Here is an 18,579-nt window from a genome sequence, read left to right as displayed (position 1 = left end):
TAGGGCTGAACTTCCCTGTCAACGACGGGAAGCCGGAGCGTCAATGTTGCACAAACTGCATCTGCGTGCCGGCCAGCTCAAGCAAGTCGCCGTTTTTGAGCGTCACAGGCTCGGCCCCGACGGGAGCGCCGTTGAGCGAAGGCTTGTCTGCCCCCTCGACATGGGCAACGACAAAGCCGTGCGGCCGTTTTGTGATGGCAGCCACCGCGACACCAGGCTTGCCAATAGTGGTGACGACTTTCACAAGAGCCACCTCGCGCCCGGCGGCAGCGCCTGACATGACCTTGATCGCGGCGTTCTGGTTGGCGCCGGGAACAGCAGCGGCGGGCGCAGCGAAGGCCGGTGCGGGAGGCACAAGACCCGCAGAACCGGCCTTGATCACCATTGTTTTTTCAAAACCCGCACTTGCAGCCTCATTGACGTACTTGATCTTGTACTTGCCAATCTCGACCGTATCGTTGTTCTGCAAAAGCTGCTTTTTGACTGCCTTCCCGTTGACATAGGTACCGTTGGTGCTGTTGAGGTCTTCCAGGTACACCTCATTGCCGGACATTTGCAGCACAGCATGCTCGCCACTCACAGCCAGGTTATCGATCACGATGTCGTTATAGGGGCGCCGACCCAGAGACGTGCGGTCTTTGGTTAACTGGACTTCCTTGATCACAACACCGTCAATAGAGACGATCATTTTCGGCATGGCCGACTCCTGTCTGATTTTGATATTTCGATCATCTGCCTATTTTCCCAGCATTCTGGATAAAAGCCCCCGCTTGACCGTCGCTTGCCTGGCTTGCGCCAGTAACACTGAAATATTATCGCGGCCTCCGGCGGCGTTGGCCGCCGCAACCAGCTGCTTTGCCTTTTGTTCAAGGCTCGCATCGCCCTTCACAATGTCTGCAATCACGGCGTTGTTCACCATGTCGGACAAGCCATCAGAACACATCAGGTAAAGGTCACCATCTTCGGCACGGTGTTCATTGACCTCCACCATCACTGTATCTTCAACACCGAGGGCCCGTGTTACAAGATTTTTGTTCATGGACGTCAGCGCCTGTTCAGGGGTAATCAGGCCTGCGTCGATCTGCTCCTGCAAAAGCGAGTGGTCCTTGGTGATCTGCTGAAATTCATTGCCGCGCAGGCGATAGCAGCGCGAATCGCCGATATGCCCCAGCATGAGGCGATCTTCCTGAAAAACACCGACGACAAGGGTGGTCCCCATGCCCGTGTACTGGGGGTTTGAGTTGGCGGCGTTAAAGATCGAGTGGTTCGCATTTTCAACGCAGATTTCCATCGCTCGCCTGACCTCCTTGGCATTGGCATGCCTGCCCGCCTGTGACAGCCAGCGCCCCATTTCGGACTTGATGAAGGCCACGGCCATGCCACTGGCAATCTCGCCGGCGTTGTATCCACCCATGCCGTCCGCAAGGATGCAGAGGCGGGTAACCGGATCGAACGCAACAGCGTCTTCATTGTTATCGCGCGCCAGCCCGGTGTCTGTTTGTGTGCAGATCTCGTAATTCATCTTTTCGGCTTGCCTGTAACTTTGCGCTTATGGTTTGGGATCGGCATCAGCATCGCCGCCAGTCGCGCCGCCGTTCGCCGGTCCGGTGACTATTGTCTTTTCGAAGTGCGGCGGGCTTTCCGCTGCCAGCAACTGGGTCGCCTGGTAGGCCACGGTTGCCTGGGCAGCCGGAGATTGGACCACAGTCGCGTCGTAGCGGGCGGCCGCCCCCTCGGCCTGGAATACCCGGGTTTTCTCTTCTCCGGCAGAAGCCGGAGCAGCCGGTGCAACTGCATGTTCCGCGCCCGAAAGCCCGGCCATGACTGCACGCAGGTCCGCTGCGAACTGGTCACCATCCTGGTAGCGCGTTTCGGGGCGCTTGCTGAGGGAAAGTGCAACGATATCTGCAAGCCTGGCGGGGAGTTCCTTGCGGATGACCAGGATGTCGGGAGCAGGCTCGTTCGCGATTTTGTACATCAGTTCGGCCATGGACTCGCCCCGAAACGGCAGCACGCCCGCCAGCATCTGAAACAGCATGACACCCAGCGAATAAAGGTCAGACCGGCCATCAACCCTCTTGCCGGCAATCTGTTCTGGCGACATGAAACTGGGCGTACCCAGCACCAGGCCGGTTTTGGTCTTGCTGGAGTCGGTAATGCGGGCAATGCCGAAGTCAGTGACCTTCACGCTGTCACTCTCAGAGTCGTACATGATGTTGGCCGGCTTGATGTCGCGGTGCACCACGTTCTGTTTGTGCGCATAGGCCAGCGCCTCGGCGACGCGGGCGATGATGGACAGCACCTTGACGACGGGCAGCAGCTGCCCCTGTTTAGTGACATCTGCCAGGTCCTTGCCCTTGAGGAACTCCATGGCGATGTAGGCCAGGTCGTGCTCTTCACCCGCATCAAAAATCGTCACGATGTTCTGATGCTGCAGGCGCCCGGCCGTTTCGGCTTCGCGGAAGAAGCGCTCACGTGCGTCTTCAAGCTCCTCGCCCTCGAACTCCTGGCTGAGCGCCATAGTCTTGATGGCGACGACCCGGCCGATCTTGGGGTCCTTGCCGAGGTAAACCACGCCCATCGCACCCTTGCCAAGCTCTTTTTCAACCTGATAACGGCCCAGCATGGGTTTTTCAACACCGCCGCCATCAAGCAGCATGGTGCCGCCAGGATGCGCCCCACTGCCGCCGAGAATGACCGTCTCTGACAGGTTTTTTGCCCGGTTGAGCCTGGACTGAAGGTCTTTGTGATTCTTGTCGTAAGTAGCCATGTACTCATACACGGCCTGCGCCTTGTTGAATTGCCGCTTGCGTTCAAAGTCCAGCGCAAGGTTGTTCATGTTGTCCATCAGCGCGTCGGTAAACGGTACGCGGCGGAAACGGTCAAACGCCATGTCCAGCTGGCCCTGACCCTGCAGTGCGAGACCCATCATGCGGTTGGTTTCTGCCGATTCCTCATCGGACTTGAGCTTCCCGGCCTCGGTCATCAGGAAGCGCTTGGTCGTCAGCGCCAGATGGCCTATCACCAGCAATGCAGCCGGGAACACGAACCTGAGCCAGGTCGCAGCAGTGGACAGCATGCTGAACTCAACCACCAGCAGCGCAACAAAAAGTACCAGGGTGATGATGGCGGCCTTGCCGGCGGAAAGCCGGGGCAGCCCGGCTATCAGGTAGGCCGCAACCACCAGAAGCACGCCCAGCGTGGCCCAGATGCTCCAGACCGGCTGGACGATGAAATGCTCGCTCAGAATACTTGAGGTGATGTGCGCAATCGTCTCCGTAGGAGACAGGCCCGGCCCCACAGGCGTCGGGAACTGTGTACCCACCCCGGCGGCAGTGGCGCCAATGATGACGATCTTGTCGGCATATTTGGCCGCCGGGATCTTGCCCGACACGACGTCGTAGAAGGAGTCCACGGCAAATGCCGGACGGCCATCCCGGCCCTTGTAAAACTGCGGCAGCATGAGCGCGGATTCGTCGGTCCGGATCACCAGTTTGCCGATTTGCACTGATTCGCCATTGTTGAGCTTGATGTCAGCAGGACCAAGGTTCAGGCTCTTGGCCGCCATCAGCAGGCTCATGGACGGAACGGCCTTGCCGAAATAATTGATCAGCAGGGGCTCCTGCCTGACGGCGCCATCAACGTCCGGAAGCTGGTTCAGGTGCGCAATTCCAGCGGCAGCCGTGCCTATCATCTCGATGGGCTGTTGCCCACGAACGGCTGAGAGCGAAAACCCGTTGGGCTCATCCACAGCGCTTTTGAGCGCATAGGGCGGCAAGGGGTTGTCAGGCCGGCCCTGCGGCACGCCCAGCGCAAAAACGGACGGCACAAGCACGTTGCCGGCCCTGGTCATGCTGGCGGCCAGCTTGGCATCCGTATCCAGCGCAACCTCTGCCTCTGCAATCACCTTGCCCAACTGCTCGTTAACGCCGCCCTGGGCCACAGCCGGGTCAGCCAGGGCGTCTTTCATCTTGCGGATAAAGACCAGCCCGCGATCCGTCTGCGGTTCAAAAAAGAAAGCGGTGTGCGCAATGGTTTTAGCCCTGGCCGACGCCAGCTGGTCAATCAGCTGGGCATGGACATCACGGGGCCAGGGCCAGCGCCCTATGTTGGCAATGCTCTGGTCATCAATGGCGATGACTGCAATCCGGTCAGATGGCTGGCGGGAGGTGCTGGTACTGGCGAAGTCGTAGTAGCGGCGTTCCAGCGTACCGAAAAAGTCTGTGAAGCCATGAACAAAGACGACAGCCAGGACGACCAGCACGCCCACAAACCAGTCGGCGCGCCAGAATTGACTGAGTTTGCTAGCTGATTTGCCCACTGCCGGCCCCTTGTCCTGATTCGCCCTGCCTTGCTGCGCTGGATTTAGTCATCATTTTTATGCCGCTTGTAGACGCTTACAGCTGTTGCTGAAAGGTTACAAGACTCCCAAATGTTGACGTTAACAGACAGCTACAGGCTGGACAAGTGACTTTTGAACGTGGAACGGGCTTTCTGTTGCAAATAAGTGGCGTAGCGAGCCTGCCCGCCAACCCGCATGGAATCAGGCTGAAGGGGTAGATTTCGGCTTGCGTTTTGCCATGAAGGTGCCAAGCGCGACGACGATGATCGCACCCACGATTCCGCCGGCTGTGACCGTGTGTTCACCGAGCGTGCCAAAGCGCGTGACGACCGCAGGGTCTGTGAGCAGCATTTCACCAGCCAGGAAGCCCAGCAGCGCAGCGCCAATGGTGATGATGATGGGGAAGCGCTCCATCACCTTGGTCAGCAGGGTTGCACCAAAAATGATCAGCGGAATACTCACCAGCAAACCCAGAACGAGAAGCGGGAGATTGCCCTTGGCAGCCGCAGCCACAGCCAGCACGTTGTCCAGGCTCATCACCAGGTCGGCAATCAGGATGGTGCGGATGGCAGCGGCCATCCCGTTGATTTCGTGGCCGCCTTCTTCTTCCTCGTCTTCGGCCTTGAGCAGGTCGACACCGATGTAGACCAGCAAAATGGCGCCAATGATCTTGAGGTAAGGCAGGGTCAGCAGCTGGATGGCGACGATGGTCAATACGATCCGCATGACGATGGCGGCGGCGCTGCCCCAGAAGATGGCCTTGCCGCGCTGCTCGGGCTTGAGGGTGCGTGCAGCCATGGCGATAACCACGGCGTTATCCCCCGACAGCACGATGTTGGCGAGAATGATGGAGCCAAAGGCGCTCCAGAAAAGGGGTGAACCCAGATCAAGTCCGAAAAACATGGAGATCTCCTGTTATGAATTAAAAAAAGCGCCGGGTAGCGCTTTTTTTGTTTTTTTGAGTTTAGCCCGAACAGGGATGAACCCCGTTCGTAATAACGCTTACTGATTTGACCGGGACGGTTTAAAGCAGGCCCTTGAGCAGCTTGGCCATCTCGGACGGGTTGCGCGTCACGGTAAAACCGCAGGCTTCCATGATTTCGAGTTTCGCATCAGCCGTATCGGCGCCACCGGAGATCAGCGCGCCAGCATGGCCCATGCGCTTGCCGGCAGGAGCCGTTACGCCAGCGATAAAGCCAACGATGGGCTTTTTCATGTTGGCCTTGCACCAGACAGCGGCTTCAGCTTCGTCAGGACCGCCGATTTCACCAATCATGATGACGGCGTCGGTGTCAGGATCGTCGTTGAAAGCCTTCATCACGTCGATGTGCTTGAGGCCGTTGATCGGGTCGCCGCCAATGCCGACGGCGCTGGACTGGCCCAGGCCGATTTCGGTCAGTTGCGCCACGGCTTCATAGGTCAGCGTGCCGGAGCGGCTGACCACGCCGATGCGGCCCTTGCGGTGGATATGGCCGGGCATGATGCCGATCTTGATTTCTTCAGGTGTGATGAGGCCCGGGCAGTTGGGGCCCAGCAGCAGGGTTCTTTTGCCGCCAGCGGCTTCTTTTTCCTTCATGCGGTTGCGCACCATCAGCATGTCGCGGACCGGGATGCCTTCGGTGATGCAGATGGCCAGGTCAAGGTCGGCTTCAACAGCCTCCCAGATCGCGGCGGCTGCGCCTGCTGGCGGCACGTAGATCACGGACACCGTTGCGCCGGTCGCCCTGGCGGCTTCGGTCACATTGGCGTAAATCGGGATGCCTTCAAAGTCTTCGCCGGCCTTCTTGGGGTTCACGCCCGCCACAAAGGCATTTTTGCCATTGGCGTAGTCGCGGCACATGCGGGTATGGAACTGGCCGGTCTTGCCGGTAATGCCCTGCGTGATGACTTTGGTGTTTTTGTTGATGTAGATAGACATGTGTACTTTGCTCCGGGCTTATTTGACCGCTGCGACGATTTTGGTCGCGGCTTCTGCCATGGTGTCGGCGGCGATGATGGGCAGGCCTGAATCGGCCAGCATCTTCTTGCCCAGGTCTTCGTTGGTGCCCTTCATGCGCACCACCAGCGGCACGGACAGGTTCACGGCCTTGCAGGCGGTGATGACGCCGTCGGCGATGGTGTCGCACTTCATGATGCCGCCGAAGATGTTGACCAGGATGCCCTTGACGTCCGGATTCTTCAGCATGATCTTGAAGGCTTCGGTGACCTTCTCGGCCGTCGCGCCGCCGCCCACGTCCAGGAAGTTGGCCGGCTCGCCGCCGAACAGCTTGATGGTGTCCATGGTGGCCATGGCCAGGCCTGCGCCGTTGACCAGGCAGCCGATGTTGCCGTCCAGGCTGATGTAGGCCAGGTCAAACTTGCTGGCTTCGACTTCAGCCGGATCTTCTTCGTCCAGATCGCGGTAGGTGACGATTTCAGGATGGCGGAACAGCGCGTTGGCGTCGAAGTTGAACTTGGCGTCCAGCGCCATGATCTCGCCCTTGCTGTTGCGGTTCAGCGGGTTGATTTCAACCAGCGACGCATCGGTGTCCATGTAGCACTTGTAGAGCTTTTGCAGGATGTCCACGGTCTGTGCAACGGAATCCGCCGGCATGCCGATGCCCGCAGCCAGTTCCTTGCCCTGTGCGTCGGTCAGGCCGACGAGTGGGTCCACAAACAGCTTGACGATTTTTTCGGGGTGGCTGTGCGCCACTTCCTCGATGTCCATGCCGCCTTCGGACGACGCAATGAAGGCGACCTTCTGCGTCGCACGGTCGGTGACGCAGGAGACGTAATATTCTTTCTGAATGTCGGCGCCGTCTTCAATATAGAGGCGGCGAACCTTCTGGCCTTCAGGGCCGGTCTGGTGCGTCTTGAGCTGCATGCCGAGGATTTCGCCGGCAATGCGCTTGACGTCTTCAATGGTTTTTGCAACCTTCACGCCGCCGCCCTTGCCGCGGCCACCCGCGTGAATCTGCGCCTTGACCACCCACACCGGGCCGCCGAGTTTCTGTGCGGCTTCGACCGCCTCCTGCACAGTAAATGCCGGAATGCCGCGCGGCACTGGCACACCAAAATTACGCAAGATTTCCTTGCCTTGGTACTCGTGAATTTTCATGAAAAACCTTCAGGATTCAATAAAGGGGGAAGCAACAGAGGGGTTGACGCAGGGACTGTGGCGGTGCTTCAGGGGTGCCTGAAGGCCGTACGCGCCGCTCCAGACGCCATGTTAGCGGCCGCTGGAAGTAGCAAGGCAGAACTGTATCATGGTGCGACGCACAATTTCCGGGCACGGCTGACGCCCCAAAAAGACCCTCGCCTGCAGCCCTGTCACGGATTTGTTCTTTAATAAGTGCTTGTCCGCGCCGCATCGAGCCGTTCAGGTTTCCAGTTTTTGCAGAGAAAGTCCCATGGCCAAAGTTTTTATTGATGGAGAAGCCGGCACCACAGGCCTGCAGATTCGTGAACGCCTGCAGGCCATGCCGCAGATTGAAGTGGTCAGCATCGCGCCCGAGCTGCGCAAGGACCCCGCTGCCAAGCGTGACCTGATGGCGAAAGTCGACCTGGTCATCTTGTGCCTGCACGATGATGCCGCGCGCGAGTCGGTGGCCATGATTGACGCCATGCCGGGCAAAAAGCCCAAGATCATCGACGCATCAACCGCCCACCGCACCGCGCCGGGCTGGGTTTACGGCTTTCCTGAACTGGCGGCGGGCCAGCGCGAGGCTGTCATTGCAGCCGACCGCGTTGGCAACCCCGGCTGCTACGCCACCGGTGCGATTGCGCTGATCCGCCCCCTCGTCGATGCGGGACTGATACCCGCAGACTACCCGCTCTGCCTGCCGTCTGTGAGTGGTTACTCCGGCGGTGGACGGCAAATGATTGAGGCCTACCAGGCCGGCACCGCGCCGCTGTTCGAGATTTACGGCCTGGGGCTGGAGCACAAGCACCTGCCGGAAATCATGCGTTATACCGGCCTGAGCCGCAGGCCTGTGTTCATTCCCTCAGTGGGCAACTTCGAACAGGGCATGCTGGTGCAGTTGCCGCTGCACCTGGATTTGCTGAAAGGCCAGCCGACCGCCACGCACCTGAAGGACGTGCTGGCACGCCACTACGCGGGCAGCGAATGGGTCAGCGTTGAAGACGCAACCACGTCGGGCAAGCTGGATGCGCTGGCGCTCAACGACACCAACAAGATGGAACTGCGTGTGTTCGCCAACGAGGCTTACCGCCACGCGGTACTGATCGCCCGGCTGGACAACCTCGGCAAGGGTGCCTCCGGCGCGGCCGTGCAGAACCTGAAACTGATGCTGGGGCTTTAAAAAGCTCTTTTTGCTGTATACATTAAATTTTTAACGTATACGGCAAAATTTTAGTTTCTTGCTTAATTGGGATCGTTCCAAAAGCCAAAAAAAGCCTGAAAACAGGCCTTTTTACCCTCCAAATCGGCCTCCAGACCAATAGATACGGACGTGAGCAGCTATTAATTTGGTAGCAAAAAGCTTGGCTGATGCGTTGCCCAGGCTGGCCAATATGGCCTATTCGTCATCAGCGGCACCCCCAGCGCCCGACAGCACACGCTGGATCACGTCGCCACCAAAACCGCGTGACGCCAGAAAGCGCATCTGCTTGCCCCGGCCTGCCGCGTCAAGTGCGGGTTCGCCGAACTTCTTGCGCCAGACTTCGCGGGCACGCTCCAGTTCTGTGGCCCTGAGTCCGTCCATGGCTTCGGCCACCACATCAGACGCCAGCCCCTTGCCCTGCAGTTCGTGCCGCACACGCGCCGCGCCAAACTTGCCAGCCTTGCGGTTGACGACCGATTCGGCGACCCGCGTTTCGCTGATGAAGTCTTTGGCCTGAAGCTCGTCGAGCACCTGCGCCAGCTGGCCCGGGGTTTCTTCATGCGGGGCCAGTTTTCGTTCCAGCTCGGCGCGGGAGTGTTCGCGGGCAGCAAGGTAGCGCAGGGCCCGGCCCTTGAGCGACAGCCCAAAGCCGGCTTTTTTGGCGGCGGATGATCCCGCCCCGACGCCCGCTCCGACCTTGGCTGACTCCATGTCAGTTGAATACAAGCCGGGCTCCCGGGGTCAAATTCAGGCGGCCGCTTTTTCGGCCTTGTCTGCTTTCGATGCCTTGGGCGCTTTTTCAGGCGCTTCGGCGGCAGCAGGCATGGCGACCAGCGGAATGCCCAGAGATTCGCGCACCTTGTTCTCGATCTCGATGGCGAGTTCGGGGTTTTCTTTCAGAAATTCACGCGAGTTGTCCCGGCCCTGGCCGATTTTTTCGCCGTTGAAGGCATACCAGGCGCCGGCTTTCTCGACGATGTGTCCGGCCACCCCCAAATCAAGCACCTCACCGAGCCGGCTGATGCCCTCGCCGTAAAGAATGTCGAACTCCGCCGTCTTGAACGGCGAGGCCACCTTGTTCTTGACCACCTTGACCCGGGTTTCGTTGCCGATTACCTCTTCGCCCTTCTTGATGGAGCCGATGCGGCGGATGTCCAGCCGCACGGAGGCGTAAAACTTCAGCGCATTGCCGCCTGTGGTGGTTTCGGGCGAGCCGAACATCACGCCAATCTTCATGCGGATCTGGTTGATGAAGATAACCATGCAGTTGGCCTTCTTGATGGTCGCCGTCAGCTTGCGCAGCGCCTGGCTCATCAGGCGGGCCTGCAGGCCGGGCAGCGAGTCACCCATTTCGCCTTCGAGTTCGGCCTTGGGGGTGAGCGCCGCGACCGAGTCAATGACGATCAGATCCACCGCGCCGGAGCGGGTTAGCGAATCAACAATTTCAAGCGCCTGTTCGCCGGTATCCGGCTGGCTGATCAGCAACTCCTGCAGGTTCACACCCAGCTTGGAGGCGTACTGGATGTCCAGCGCATGTTCTGCATCGACAAAGGCGCAGGTGCCGCCCAGCTTCTGCATTTCGGCAATCACCTGCAGGGTCAGCGTAGTCTTGCCTGACGATTCAGGGCCGTAAATTTCAACCACACGGCCACGCGGCAGGCCGCCGACGCCGAGGGCGATGTCCAGGCCCAAAGAGCCGGTGGAGACGACCTGGATGTCCTCAATCACTTCGCCGTCGCCCAGCTTCATGATGGTGCCCTTGCCGAACTGTTTCTCGATCTGGGCGAGCGCTGCCTGCAGGGCCTTGGCCTTTTCGGTGTTCAGCGCGGCGGTCTGCACAGGGTTTTGGGCCGGGTTGAGTTTGCTGGTCAGTTCCATGAAAATCTCCTTGAAAATCAATGATGTATCAAAACTATGGCAATGTGATTTTTTGCTTTCCACCCGCTGCAATTAACAACAGCGCTGGATGCATGACCAGTACTTTATGGGCCTTGTTGACATAAGTAAACCCTGTTTTTAGTCAGTTTGACTGACTATTTGGGGTAACATGGTTTTGATGGAAAACGCGGCGCAAACATCTCCAGTTTCAGTCCCGGACACAGGCTGGCGAATCACCCATCTGGGCCGCCTGATGGGCAACGCGCTGCGGCGTTTTGACGAACGCGTGCTGCAGCTCATGGCGAGCAACATCCATGTGCCGCTGGCGCTTTCAAACCTCGCAGCGCGCGACCAGGTAGGTGCGGCGCACATTCACATCACGCGGCATCTGGCTGTGGGCGGGTCACGCCTGACGGACCTGGCAGCCAGTGCCGCGATGAGCAAGCAGGCCATGGGCGACCTGGTCACGCAATGCGAGGCCTGGGGGCTGGTAACGCGTGAGGACGACCCGCATGACAGGCGCGCCAAACGGGTGGTGTTTACGGCATCAGGCCTGCTCTGGCTGGAGGCCTTCAGGCGCGCAGTGGCGCAGGCGGAGGAAGAATTCCGCCAGGCGGTTGGGCAGGACGTGGCCACCGTCGTGGCCCTGGGACTGGAAGCCTATGGCAACACCTGATACCGTGTCAGCAAACCAGAGCCCCTGAAAGCCTAAAATTTGTGCAACAAGTAAACCACCGCCCGGGTCATGAACAAATGACGCGGGCCGGCTAACGGAGACAAGCATGCGCATTCTGATTGCCGAAGACGACCAGGTTCTTGCCGACGGACTGTTGCGCACCTTGCGTGCATCAGGCGCAGCCGCCGACCATGTGGCCAGCGGCACCGAAGCCGATGCAGCGCTGCTGACCAACACCGAATTCGATTTGCTGATTCTCGACCTCGGCCTGCCGCGCATGCACGGGCTGGAAGTGCTCAAGCGTTTGCGTGCACGCGGTTCGTCGCTGCCCGTGCTGATTTTGACTGCCGCCGACAGCGTCGAGGAACGCGTCAAGGGCCTGGACTACGGCGCTGACGACTACATGGCCAAGCCGTTTTCATTGCAGGAACTCGAAGCCCGCGTGCGAGCGCTGATTCGCCGCGGCATGGGCGGTGCCAGCAGCACCATCAAACACGGCCCGCTGGTCTATGACCAGGCTGGCCGCGTAGCGACGATTGACGGGCAGATGGTTGAACTGTCTGCGCGCGAACTCGGCCTGCTTGAAGTGCTTCTGCAACGCGCGGGCCGCCTTGTCAGCAAGGACCAGCTGGTCGAGCGCCTCTGCGAATGGGGCGAGGAGGTCAGCAACAACGCGATCGAGGTGTACATCCACCGCCTGCGCAAGAAGATTGAGAAGGGACCAGTTCGGATTGCCACCGTCCGGGGCCTCGGGTACTGCTTAGAGAAAATTCCAGGCTGAGATGGCGCCCCCACGGTTGCTCACTGCGTGTAGCGCCCTGCCCCCCGAGGGGGCGGCTCCGCCTGCGGCCCGGCGAAGCCGGTTCCGCGGCTCCTGCTTGCATGAAGAGAACAGCCGGCTGAACAATGCCGCCGCGTTTGATTTGTGGCACTGAGACTTTTCCAGCGCGAACGCCGAAGCCTGTTCGGCGAAATCCTGGACTGGATGCTCACGCCGCTGCTGCTGCTGTGGCCCATCAGCCTGGCGCTGACATGGCTGGTGGCGCAGAACATTGCCGGCAAACCTTTTGACCGCGCACTTGAATACAACGTGCAGGCCCTCGCCAAGCTGGTGGTCGTCAAGAACAACCAGGTACAGTTCAACCTGACCGGCCCGGCGCGCGAGATTTTGCGGGCTGACGATACCGACCTCGTTTATTACCAGGTCATGGGCACCAAAGGCGAATACCTCAGCGGCGAGCACGACCTGCCCATGCCGCCGGATGAAGACCGCGTCGGCGACGGTGAGGTGCGCCTGCGTGAAGACGTGATCCAGGGCGAGGATGTGCGTGTGGCCTACACCTGGATCAAGACCGATGTGAAAGGCGGCGGCTCGGTCCTGGTGCAGGTGGCCGAGACGCTTGAGAAACGCAAGACGCTGGCGACTGAAATCGTCAAGGGCACCATGGTGCCGCAGTTCGTCACCCTGCCGCTGGCCGTGCTGCTGGTCTGGCTGGCGCTGGTGCGCGGCATCAAGCCACTGGCGCAGCTCGAAAAGCGCATTCGCGCGCGCAAGTCTGACGACATGAGCCCGCTGGACGACACCGCCGTGCCTGAAGAAGTCGCGCCGCTGGTATCGTCCATCAACGATTTGCTGAGCCGCTTGAAGGTGTCGCTGAACACACAGAAGCGCTTTCTGGCCGACGCGGCACACCAGCTGAAAACGCCGCTCGCCGGGCTTCGCATGCAGGCCGACCTGGCGCAGCGTGAGACCGATGCGGAGGAGCTCAAAAAGTCACTCAAGCACATAGGCCAGTCCAGCATTCGCGCGACGCACACCGTCAACCAGTTGCTGGCACTGGCGCGCGCCGAGACCACAGGCCGCAGCCTGGCCAAACAGCGGCTGGACCTGGTGACCATCGTGTCTGAAGTGATGTCCGACTCGGTGCCGCGCGCACTCGAGAAAAAAATCGACATCGGTTACGACGGACCCGGCGCGGGCGAGCAGGCCACCCAGCTTGAAGGCAACCCGACGCTTTTGAAAGAGCTGGTGCGCAACCTGCTGGATAACGCCATCAACTACACGCCCGAAAAAGGCCAGGTCACGCTGCGACTGATGACGGACCGCTTCAGCGGCGTGCTGGTGCTCATCGTCGAAGACTCCGGGCCGGGCATTCCGGAGGCCGAGCGTGAGCTGGTGTTCCAGCCCTTTTACCGTGCGCTGGGCACCAACGTTGACGGCTCCGGTCTGGGCCTGGCCATCGTGCTGGAGATCGCCAACCAGCATGACGCCACGATCAGCATTGAGGATGCCAGCACGCCGGGGCATCCGCCTACGCCGCCTAATGGACCTGGCACACGCATTGCGGTACGCTTCACGGCAATGGAGCTTCCCGGACAAATCTGACCCATGCCCACCGCCAGCCGCCTCAAGATTGGCCTCTCGGCCTGCTTCTCACACGCTGATCCCACACGCTCACTGTTCAGCGGCAAAACCCTGCAATACGTCGAGCAATCCATCGCCCACTGGCTGATGTCGTCTGGTGCCATGGTTGTCATGGTGCCCTGCCCGACCGGCTCGACCCAACGCGGCGACGTCACCTATGCCCACTATGCCGAATGGCTGGACGGCCTGGTGTTGCATGGCGGCGCAGACGTCTGGCCAGGCAGCTACGGCGAGGTGCCGCTTGAAGAGCGCTGGTCTGGCGACCGGGTACGCGATGAATACGACAAGGCACTCGTCGCCGCTTTCGAGGCCGTCGGCAAGCCCATGTTCGGCATCTGCCGCGGCCTGCAACTGCTCAACGTGGCTTACGGCGGCACGCTGTACCAGGACATCAACACGCAGGTGCCCGAATCATTTGTGCACCGCGACCAGGAAAGCTACGACCAGAACTTTCACAGCATAGATATCGTGCCCGGCAGCGGCCTGTCTGCGCTTTATCCAGGTGTCGAGCGCGTGCGCGTCAACAGCATCCACCACCAGGCGATCAAGGATTTGTCGCCCGAGTTCGAGGCCGAGGCTTACAGCGTGAGCGACGGCATCGTCGAAGCGATACGCCGCAAGGACAAGTCCAAGAGCTACATCGCAGCCACACAGTGGCACCCGGAATTTCACCAGCCGGGCTCGGACACAATTGACGATGCAGCGGTGCTTGCGGATTTTCTGGCAGCAGTCGCCAGGACCAAGGAGAGCCGGGCCGAACCCGGCACCCGCCAGAAGGTTGTGCCCCGGTCCTTCAAACCGGACGAGTAAGGCGAAAACCTGTGCCTGCGCCGAAACGTGCGCAGCCTGCCAAGCGCCATGCGCGCCCTGCCAAGAATGATGTGCGCAGAAGTCCAACAATGCCCAGAAGCATTTGCTCTTCCCGCCCACACATTCAAGGCCCCACGTGCAAACCCATTTTTCGCCAGCCCAGCTGGCCGACATTCATATTGCCGAGGCCGACAAAATACTCAAGTCGTGCCAGCACTACGGCTTCTGCACATCCGGCTGCCCGACCTATGTGCTGCTGCATGACGAAAACGACTCGCCGCGCGGCCGCATAGACCTCATCAAGGAGATGCTGGAAAGCGACGCGCCGCCCAAACGCGAGACGGTTGCCCACCTGGACGGCTGCCTTTCATGCATGTCCTGCATGACCACCTGCGCCGTGCAGGTTGCCTACATGCACCTGGTCGACACGGCCCGCGTGCATATCGAGGAGCACTACACCCGTCCGCTTCCCGAGCGGCTCCTGCGCAGCATGCTGGCATGGGCGATGCCGCGACCTGCCGTCTTTGCGCCGCTGATGGCACTGGGCCGCATAGGCAAGCCGCTGAAGCGGTTGATGCCCGCCACCATGGGCAACATGATGGATTTCATCCCGCCGAAAGCGGAAGCCGCCAGGTACAAACCAGGCCTCACGGTTTACCCGGCGAATGGTACGCGAAGGTGGCGGGTTGCATTGCTTGCCGGTTGCGTACAACCCGTCATCGCACCCCACATCAACGACGCCACCATCAGCCTGCTGACACGTTTTGGCTGCGAGGTCGTGATACCCGCATCGGCGGGCTGTTGTGGTTCGCTCAACCTGCACATGGGCATCGCCGACGCGGCGCAGGCTTCGGCCAGGCGCAACATCAAGGCCTGGCTGGCCGAGATGAACGGCGACGGGCTGGACGCCATCATCGTCAACGCATCAGGTTGCGGCACCACCGTCAAGGACTACGCTCACCTGTTTCTGGATGACGAGGCACCGCGCAGGGACGCCGGAAAAATCGCCGCCATCAGCTGCGACATCTCGGAGTGGCTGGTGAAGATGCAATTGCCTGCACCGTCACACCCGCAACGGCTGCGCGTGACCTATCACGATGCCTGTTCACTGCGCAACGCGCAGAAGGTGACAGCCGAGCCGCGCGCCCTGCTCAAACACGCAGGCTTCATCGTGAACGATGTGCCCGAGGCGCATTTCTGCTGCGGCTCTGCCGGCACCTACAACCTTCTGCAACCCGGCATGGCAAAGCAGCTCGGCGAGCGCAAGGCGAAAAACATCGCCGGCACCCGTCCGCAAATCGTTACCGCCGGCAACATCGGCTGCCTGACGCAGATTGCACATTACAGCGATACGCCCATCGTCCACACCGTGGAGTTGCTGGACTGGGCGCATGGCGGCGAACTGCCGCGCGCCTTGCACGGCGTGACGCTGGAAACCCAGGCACCGGAGATACAAACCCCAGCCATACCAACGGTCGGCAACGAACAGGTCATACATATACACCCGCGCGCACCTGCACAGGGTACGCCGGACCAGGCGATCTGGTGAACGCATTTTCAAGCCATTCGAACAGCCACACAGGAGAACACCATGACAACAGCCGCATCACTCGCAGCATTTCTGGCACAGGTCCGGCAAACGCTGGCCGCGCAGTGGGTAGACACCCGCCCCGCCACACTGGAGCGCTATGGCGAGCACACATTGCCAGCCGACAAGCGTGTGCCGGGCGCAGTTCTGTTTCCGGAGTCCACCGCCGACGTCCAGACCATTGTTGCCGCCGCCAACGCGCATGGCGTGCCGCTCTATCCCATCAGCACCGGCAACAACATCGGGCTCGGCTCGCGCGCGCCCATAGCGCCAGGTCAGGTGGTGGTAGACCTCGGCTTTCGCATGAACCGCATCCTTGAAGTCAATGAAGAGATTTGTTATGCGGTACTGGAGCCAGGCGTGAGCTTCCAGATGCTGCACGACGAACTCGCACGACGCGGCGACAGGCTCATGGTCTCTGCCACATCAGGGCCACCGCATGGCGGCGTCATCGGCAACGCACTTGACCGGGGTGCGGGTTATGGCCCCTACTTCGACCACTTCGGCATGCTCTGCGGCATGGAAATCGTGCTCGGCAACGGCAAGGTGATACGCACGGGCGACGGCGCACTGGACACCGACAACCTGCTGAACTGGCATGTTTCCAAATACTCTGCCGGACCTGCACTTGATGGATTGTTCTCACAGTCCAACTACGGCATCGTCACAAGGGTCGGTGTCTGGCTGATGCCGCGGCCGCCGGTGGCGCGTTCGTTTCATTTCACCTTTCCTGATGACGACGACATCTCCGAAATCATCGACCTGTGCCGGCCCCTCAAGCTGTCGAACTTTGTGCCGACGCTGTTCCGCATCTCCAACGACCTCTATGCCATCAGCTCCGAAGCGAAGAACGAGGAGTACCCGGCCGGCAGCAAGGCGTCGTATTCAGACGGCGCACGCAAGGGCCTGCAGGCAAAACACGGGCTGGGCGCCTGGCAGGTGTCAGGGCTTTTCTACGGCGCATCGGATGCAGCCATAGAGCCCATGATCCAGCGCGTGCGCGGCCATTTCGAAAAGAGCGGCAAGGCGCGCTACATCAGTCATGAAGAAGCGGGCGCGATTGCACCGCTGCGCGTGGCCATTGAATCCATGACGGGCCGCCCCGGCATCACCGAGCTGGGCATGCTGCAGTGGCGGCCGGGCAGCGGCAATTCGTGGTTCCTCCCGGGCACGCCCATGGTGGGGCGTCACGCGCTGGAACTGGACCACCTGGGCCGCAGCATCTTCAAAAAATACGGCATGGACTACATGGTCATGCATGTGGCCAGCGCACGGTTTGCGCGCGGCCTGCACGTGCTGGTGTGGAACAAGGACGATGCCGATGAAAACGCCCGCGCCGACGCCTGCTACCGCGAGCTGACGGTCGAGTTTGCGCGACGCGGCGTGGGCGTGGGCCGTGCGCCGGTTGATTACCAGTCGCTGCACATGGAGCAGATCATTCCGGAGTTGCGCGACACGTATTCGGCCATCAAGAAGGCGCTCGACCCGAACGGCATCATTGCACCCGGCAAATACGGCATAGAGGTCGCCAGCGCGTGACCCAAGGCGGCTGAAATGGCAGAATCAGGCACACCATCCCTCCAGCCGAGGCCAGACATGGACGTGTTGACTTTTAATACCGACAGGCACGCGGCAACCGACCGGGCCGATTCATGGCAGCAGTTCATCTGCAACATGATCCACAACGTCTCGGTCAACCGCCTGTCGCCAGCGGATTTTTCTGCCGAGATTTCTGCGCGGCGCCAGGGTGATGTGAGCTGCGCGGCCTTCACATCAAAACCGCACGACCTCGCGGGACGAGGCGAGCGCGCCAGCGATGCGGGCGGCGCGGGCTACCTGCTGAGCTGGCAGCTTGAAGGCAAGGCCTATATCACGCAGGGCGACACACGCATCGTGTTGCATCCCGGCGAACTCGCCGTGATCGACGGCCGCCTGCCCATGCACATTTCCTTTCCCGACAACGTGAGCCGCATCGTCGCCAAACTGCCGGTACATTCGATTGAAAGCCGCCTGCCGAATATCCGGCGCTCCCATGCGTTTGCACTCAGGCCATCCGGGCCGTTTTCGGATGTGTTGCTGTCTTACCTGAAAGAGTTGTCGTCGGGCACGCAGGACCTGACAAGCGACGACATCAACCTGCTGTCTGACAACATCTGCAACCTGCTGAAAATCACCTCGCGCCAGGGCGGCGTGGGTGGCGGCGCCTCACGCGACCTGCAGCGCGAAGCCGTGCTCAACTACATACGCCGCCGCGCCAGCGACCCGGCGCTGTCGCTGGATGTGGCGGCTGGGCAGCTGAACATGTCCACAAGGCTGGTGCAAAAGCTGCTGCATGAGACGCAGACCAGTTTCACAACGGAGCTCAACCGCGAGCGGCTGGCATTGGCCGCACAGTTGCTATCCGTGCAACGTAATGCAGCGGTATCAGAGGTGGCCTATGGCGCCGGCTTCAACGACGTCTCGCATTTCAACCACCTCTTCAAGCGGCACCACGGCATGACGCCGACGGAGTTCCGCGCGGCGGCATAAAACCAGCAA

At 60.5% G+C, this 18,579-nt stretch carries 16 protein-coding genes; 8 read left to right on the top strand and 8 right to left on the bottom strand.

Annotated features, from left to right (window positions below; genetic code table 11):
• Positions 1-40: 40 nt before the first annotated feature.
• From HYX42_RS05640 to sucC, 6 genes are all read right to left on the bottom strand, one after another.
• On the bottom strand, positions 41-697 hold the full coding sequence (locus tag HYX42_RS05640) for an FHA domain-containing protein (protein WP_293400721.1): 657 nt from the start codon (positions 695-697) through the stop codon (positions 41-43).
• A 39-nt stretch (positions 698-736) separates the two neighbouring features.
• Complete coding sequence (locus tag HYX42_RS05635) at positions 737-1,522, bottom strand: Stp1/IreP family PP2C-type Ser/Thr phosphatase (RefSeq protein ID WP_293400719.1); 786 nt, start codon at positions 1,520-1,522, stop codon at positions 737-739.
• Between the two features lie 27 nt (positions 1,523-1,549).
• Entirely contained in the window at positions 1,550-4,321 is a 2,772-nt protein-coding gene (locus HYX42_RS05630) for a CHASE2 domain-containing serine/threonine-protein kinase (protein WP_293400717.1), read from the bottom strand.
• Positions 4,322-4,543: 222 nt separating this feature from the next.
• Positions 4,544-5,245, bottom strand: a complete 702-nt coding sequence (locus HYX42_RS05625; protein ID WP_293400715.1) for a TerC family protein — start codon at positions 5,243-5,245, stop codon at positions 4,544-4,546.
• A 121-nt stretch (positions 5,246-5,366) separates the two neighbouring features.
• Positions 5,367-6,260, bottom strand: coding sequence for a succinate--CoA ligase subunit alpha (sucD, locus tag HYX42_RS05620; RefSeq protein ID WP_293400713.1), 894 nt, complete (start codon positions 6,258-6,260; stop codon positions 5,367-5,369).
• Positions 6,261-6,278: 18 nt separating this feature from the next.
• Positions 6,279-7,439 carry an ADP-forming succinate--CoA ligase subunit beta gene (gene sucC / locus HYX42_RS05615; protein ID WP_293400711.1) on the bottom strand — a complete coding sequence of 387 codons (1,161 nt, stop codon included), beginning with the start codon at positions 7,437-7,439 and terminating at the stop codon, positions 6,279-6,281.
• A 292-nt stretch (positions 7,440-7,731) separates the two neighbouring features.
• Between sucC and argC the strand changes: the two genes are divergently transcribed.
• Complete coding sequence (gene argC, locus HYX42_RS05610; protein WP_293400709.1) at positions 7,732-8,643, top strand: N-acetyl-gamma-glutamyl-phosphate reductase; 912 nt, start codon at positions 7,732-7,734, stop codon at positions 8,641-8,643.
• A gap of 216 nt (positions 8,644-8,859) precedes the next feature.
• Here the strand turns inward: argC and recX are convergent, their stop codons facing one another.
• Both recX and recA read right to left on the bottom strand, forming a co-directional pair.
• Complete coding sequence (recX, locus tag HYX42_RS05605; RefSeq protein WP_293400908.1) at positions 8,860-9,375, bottom strand: recombination regulator RecX; 516 nt, start codon at positions 9,373-9,375, stop codon at positions 8,860-8,862.
• Between the two features lie 36 nt (positions 9,376-9,411).
• Entirely contained in the window at positions 9,412-10,542 is a 1,131-nt protein-coding gene (recA, locus tag HYX42_RS05600; protein WP_293400707.1) for a recombinase RecA, read from the bottom strand.
• 169 nt (positions 10,543-10,711) lie between these two features.
• On the opposite strand from recA, the gene HYX42_RS05595 reads away from it, so the two are divergent.
• From HYX42_RS05595 to HYX42_RS05565, 7 genes are all read left to right on the top strand, one after another.
• On the top strand, positions 10,712-11,218 hold the full coding sequence (locus tag HYX42_RS05595) for a MarR family winged helix-turn-helix transcriptional regulator (RefSeq protein WP_293400705.1): 507 nt from the start codon (positions 10,712-10,714) through the stop codon (positions 11,216-11,218).
• Positions 11,219-11,324: 106 nt separating this feature from the next.
• The gene (locus HYX42_RS05590; RefSeq protein WP_293400703.1) at positions 11,325-11,999 is read left to right on the top strand and encodes a response regulator transcription factor; all 675 of its coding nucleotides are present in this window, start codon (positions 11,325-11,327) and stop codon (positions 11,997-11,999) included.
• Positions 12,000-12,149: 150 nt separating this feature from the next.
• Positions 12,150-13,604, top strand: coding sequence for a sensor histidine kinase (locus tag HYX42_RS05585; protein ID WP_293400906.1), 1,455 nt, complete (start codon positions 12,150-12,152; stop codon positions 13,602-13,604).
• 3 nt (positions 13,605-13,607) lie between these two features.
• Positions 13,608-14,453 carry a gamma-glutamyl-gamma-aminobutyrate hydrolase family protein gene (locus tag HYX42_RS05580; protein WP_293400701.1) on the top strand — a complete coding sequence of 282 codons (846 nt, stop codon included), beginning with the start codon at positions 13,608-13,610 and terminating at the stop codon, positions 14,451-14,453.
• A 136-nt stretch (positions 14,454-14,589) separates the two neighbouring features.
• Positions 14,590-16,002, top strand: a complete 1,413-nt coding sequence (gene glcF / locus HYX42_RS05575) for a glycolate oxidase subunit GlcF (RefSeq protein WP_293400699.1) — start codon at positions 14,590-14,592, stop codon at positions 16,000-16,002.
• Positions 16,003-16,044: 42 nt separating this feature from the next.
• Positions 16,045-17,580, top strand: coding sequence for an FAD-binding oxidoreductase (locus tag HYX42_RS05570; protein ID WP_293400697.1), 1,536 nt, complete (start codon positions 16,045-16,047; stop codon positions 17,578-17,580).
• Between the two features lie 15 nt (positions 17,581-17,595).
• Positions 17,596-18,570 (top strand): helix-turn-helix domain-containing protein, encoded by a 975-nt coding sequence (locus tag HYX42_RS05565; RefSeq protein ID WP_293400695.1) that lies wholly within the window; start codon positions 17,596-17,598, stop codon positions 18,568-18,570.
• The last annotated feature ends 9 nt before the right edge of the window (positions 18,571-18,579 follow it).

Origin of the sequence: Polaromonas sp., assembly GCF_016185115.1 — a bacterium.
In the GTDB taxonomy this organism is placed as follows: domain Bacteria; phylum Pseudomonadota; class Gammaproteobacteria; order Burkholderiales; family Burkholderiaceae_C; genus Polaromonas.
This window is presented reverse-complemented; position numbering and strand designations above follow the sequence as displayed.

What these genes read in the sequence shown, in the direction of transcription:
- recA (WP_293400707.1), bottom strand. Translation starts at nt 10,542, where the DNA reads ATGGAACTGACCAGCAAACTCAACCCGGCCCAAAACCCTGTGCAGACC.
- recX (WP_293400908.1), bottom strand. Translation starts at nt 9,375, where the DNA reads ATGGAGTCAGCCAAGGTCGGAGCGGGCGTCGGGGCGGGATCATCCGCC.
- sucC (WP_293400711.1), bottom strand. Translation starts at nt 7,439, where the DNA reads ATGAAAATTCACGAGTACCAAGGCAAGGAAATCTTGCGTAATTTTGGT.
- sucD (WP_293400713.1), bottom strand. Translation starts at nt 6,260, where the DNA reads ATGTCTATCTACATCAACAAAAACACCAAAGTCATCACGCAGGGCATT.
- HYX42_RS05625 (WP_293400715.1), bottom strand. Translation starts at nt 5,245, where the DNA reads ATGTTTTTCGGACTTGATCTGGGTTCACCCCTTTTCTGGAGCGCCTTT.
- argC (WP_293400709.1), top strand. Translation starts at nt 7,732, where the DNA reads ATGGCCAAAGTTTTTATTGATGGAGAAGCCGGCACCACAGGCCTGCAG.
- HYX42_RS05570 (WP_293400697.1), top strand. Translation starts at nt 16,045, where the DNA reads ATGACAACAGCCGCATCACTCGCAGCATTTCTGGCACAGGTCCGGCAA.
- HYX42_RS05635 (WP_293400719.1), bottom strand. Translation starts at nt 1,522, where the DNA reads ATGAATTACGAGATCTGCACACAAACAGACACCGGGCTGGCGCGCGAT.
- HYX42_RS05590 (WP_293400703.1), top strand. Translation starts at nt 11,325, where the DNA reads ATGCGCATTCTGATTGCCGAAGACGACCAGGTTCTTGCCGACGGACTG.
- HYX42_RS05565 (WP_293400695.1), top strand. Translation starts at nt 17,596, where the DNA reads ATGGCAGAATCAGGCACACCATCCCTCCAGCCGAGGCCAGACATGGAC.
- HYX42_RS05640 (WP_293400721.1), bottom strand. Translation starts at nt 697, where the DNA reads ATGCCGAAAATGATCGTCTCTATTGACGGTGTTGTGATCAAGGAAGTC.
- HYX42_RS05580 (WP_293400701.1), top strand. Translation starts at nt 13,608, where the DNA reads ATGCCCACCGCCAGCCGCCTCAAGATTGGCCTCTCGGCCTGCTTCTCA.
- HYX42_RS05595 (WP_293400705.1), top strand. Translation starts at nt 10,712, where the DNA reads ATGGTTTTGATGGAAAACGCGGCGCAAACATCTCCAGTTTCAGTCCCG.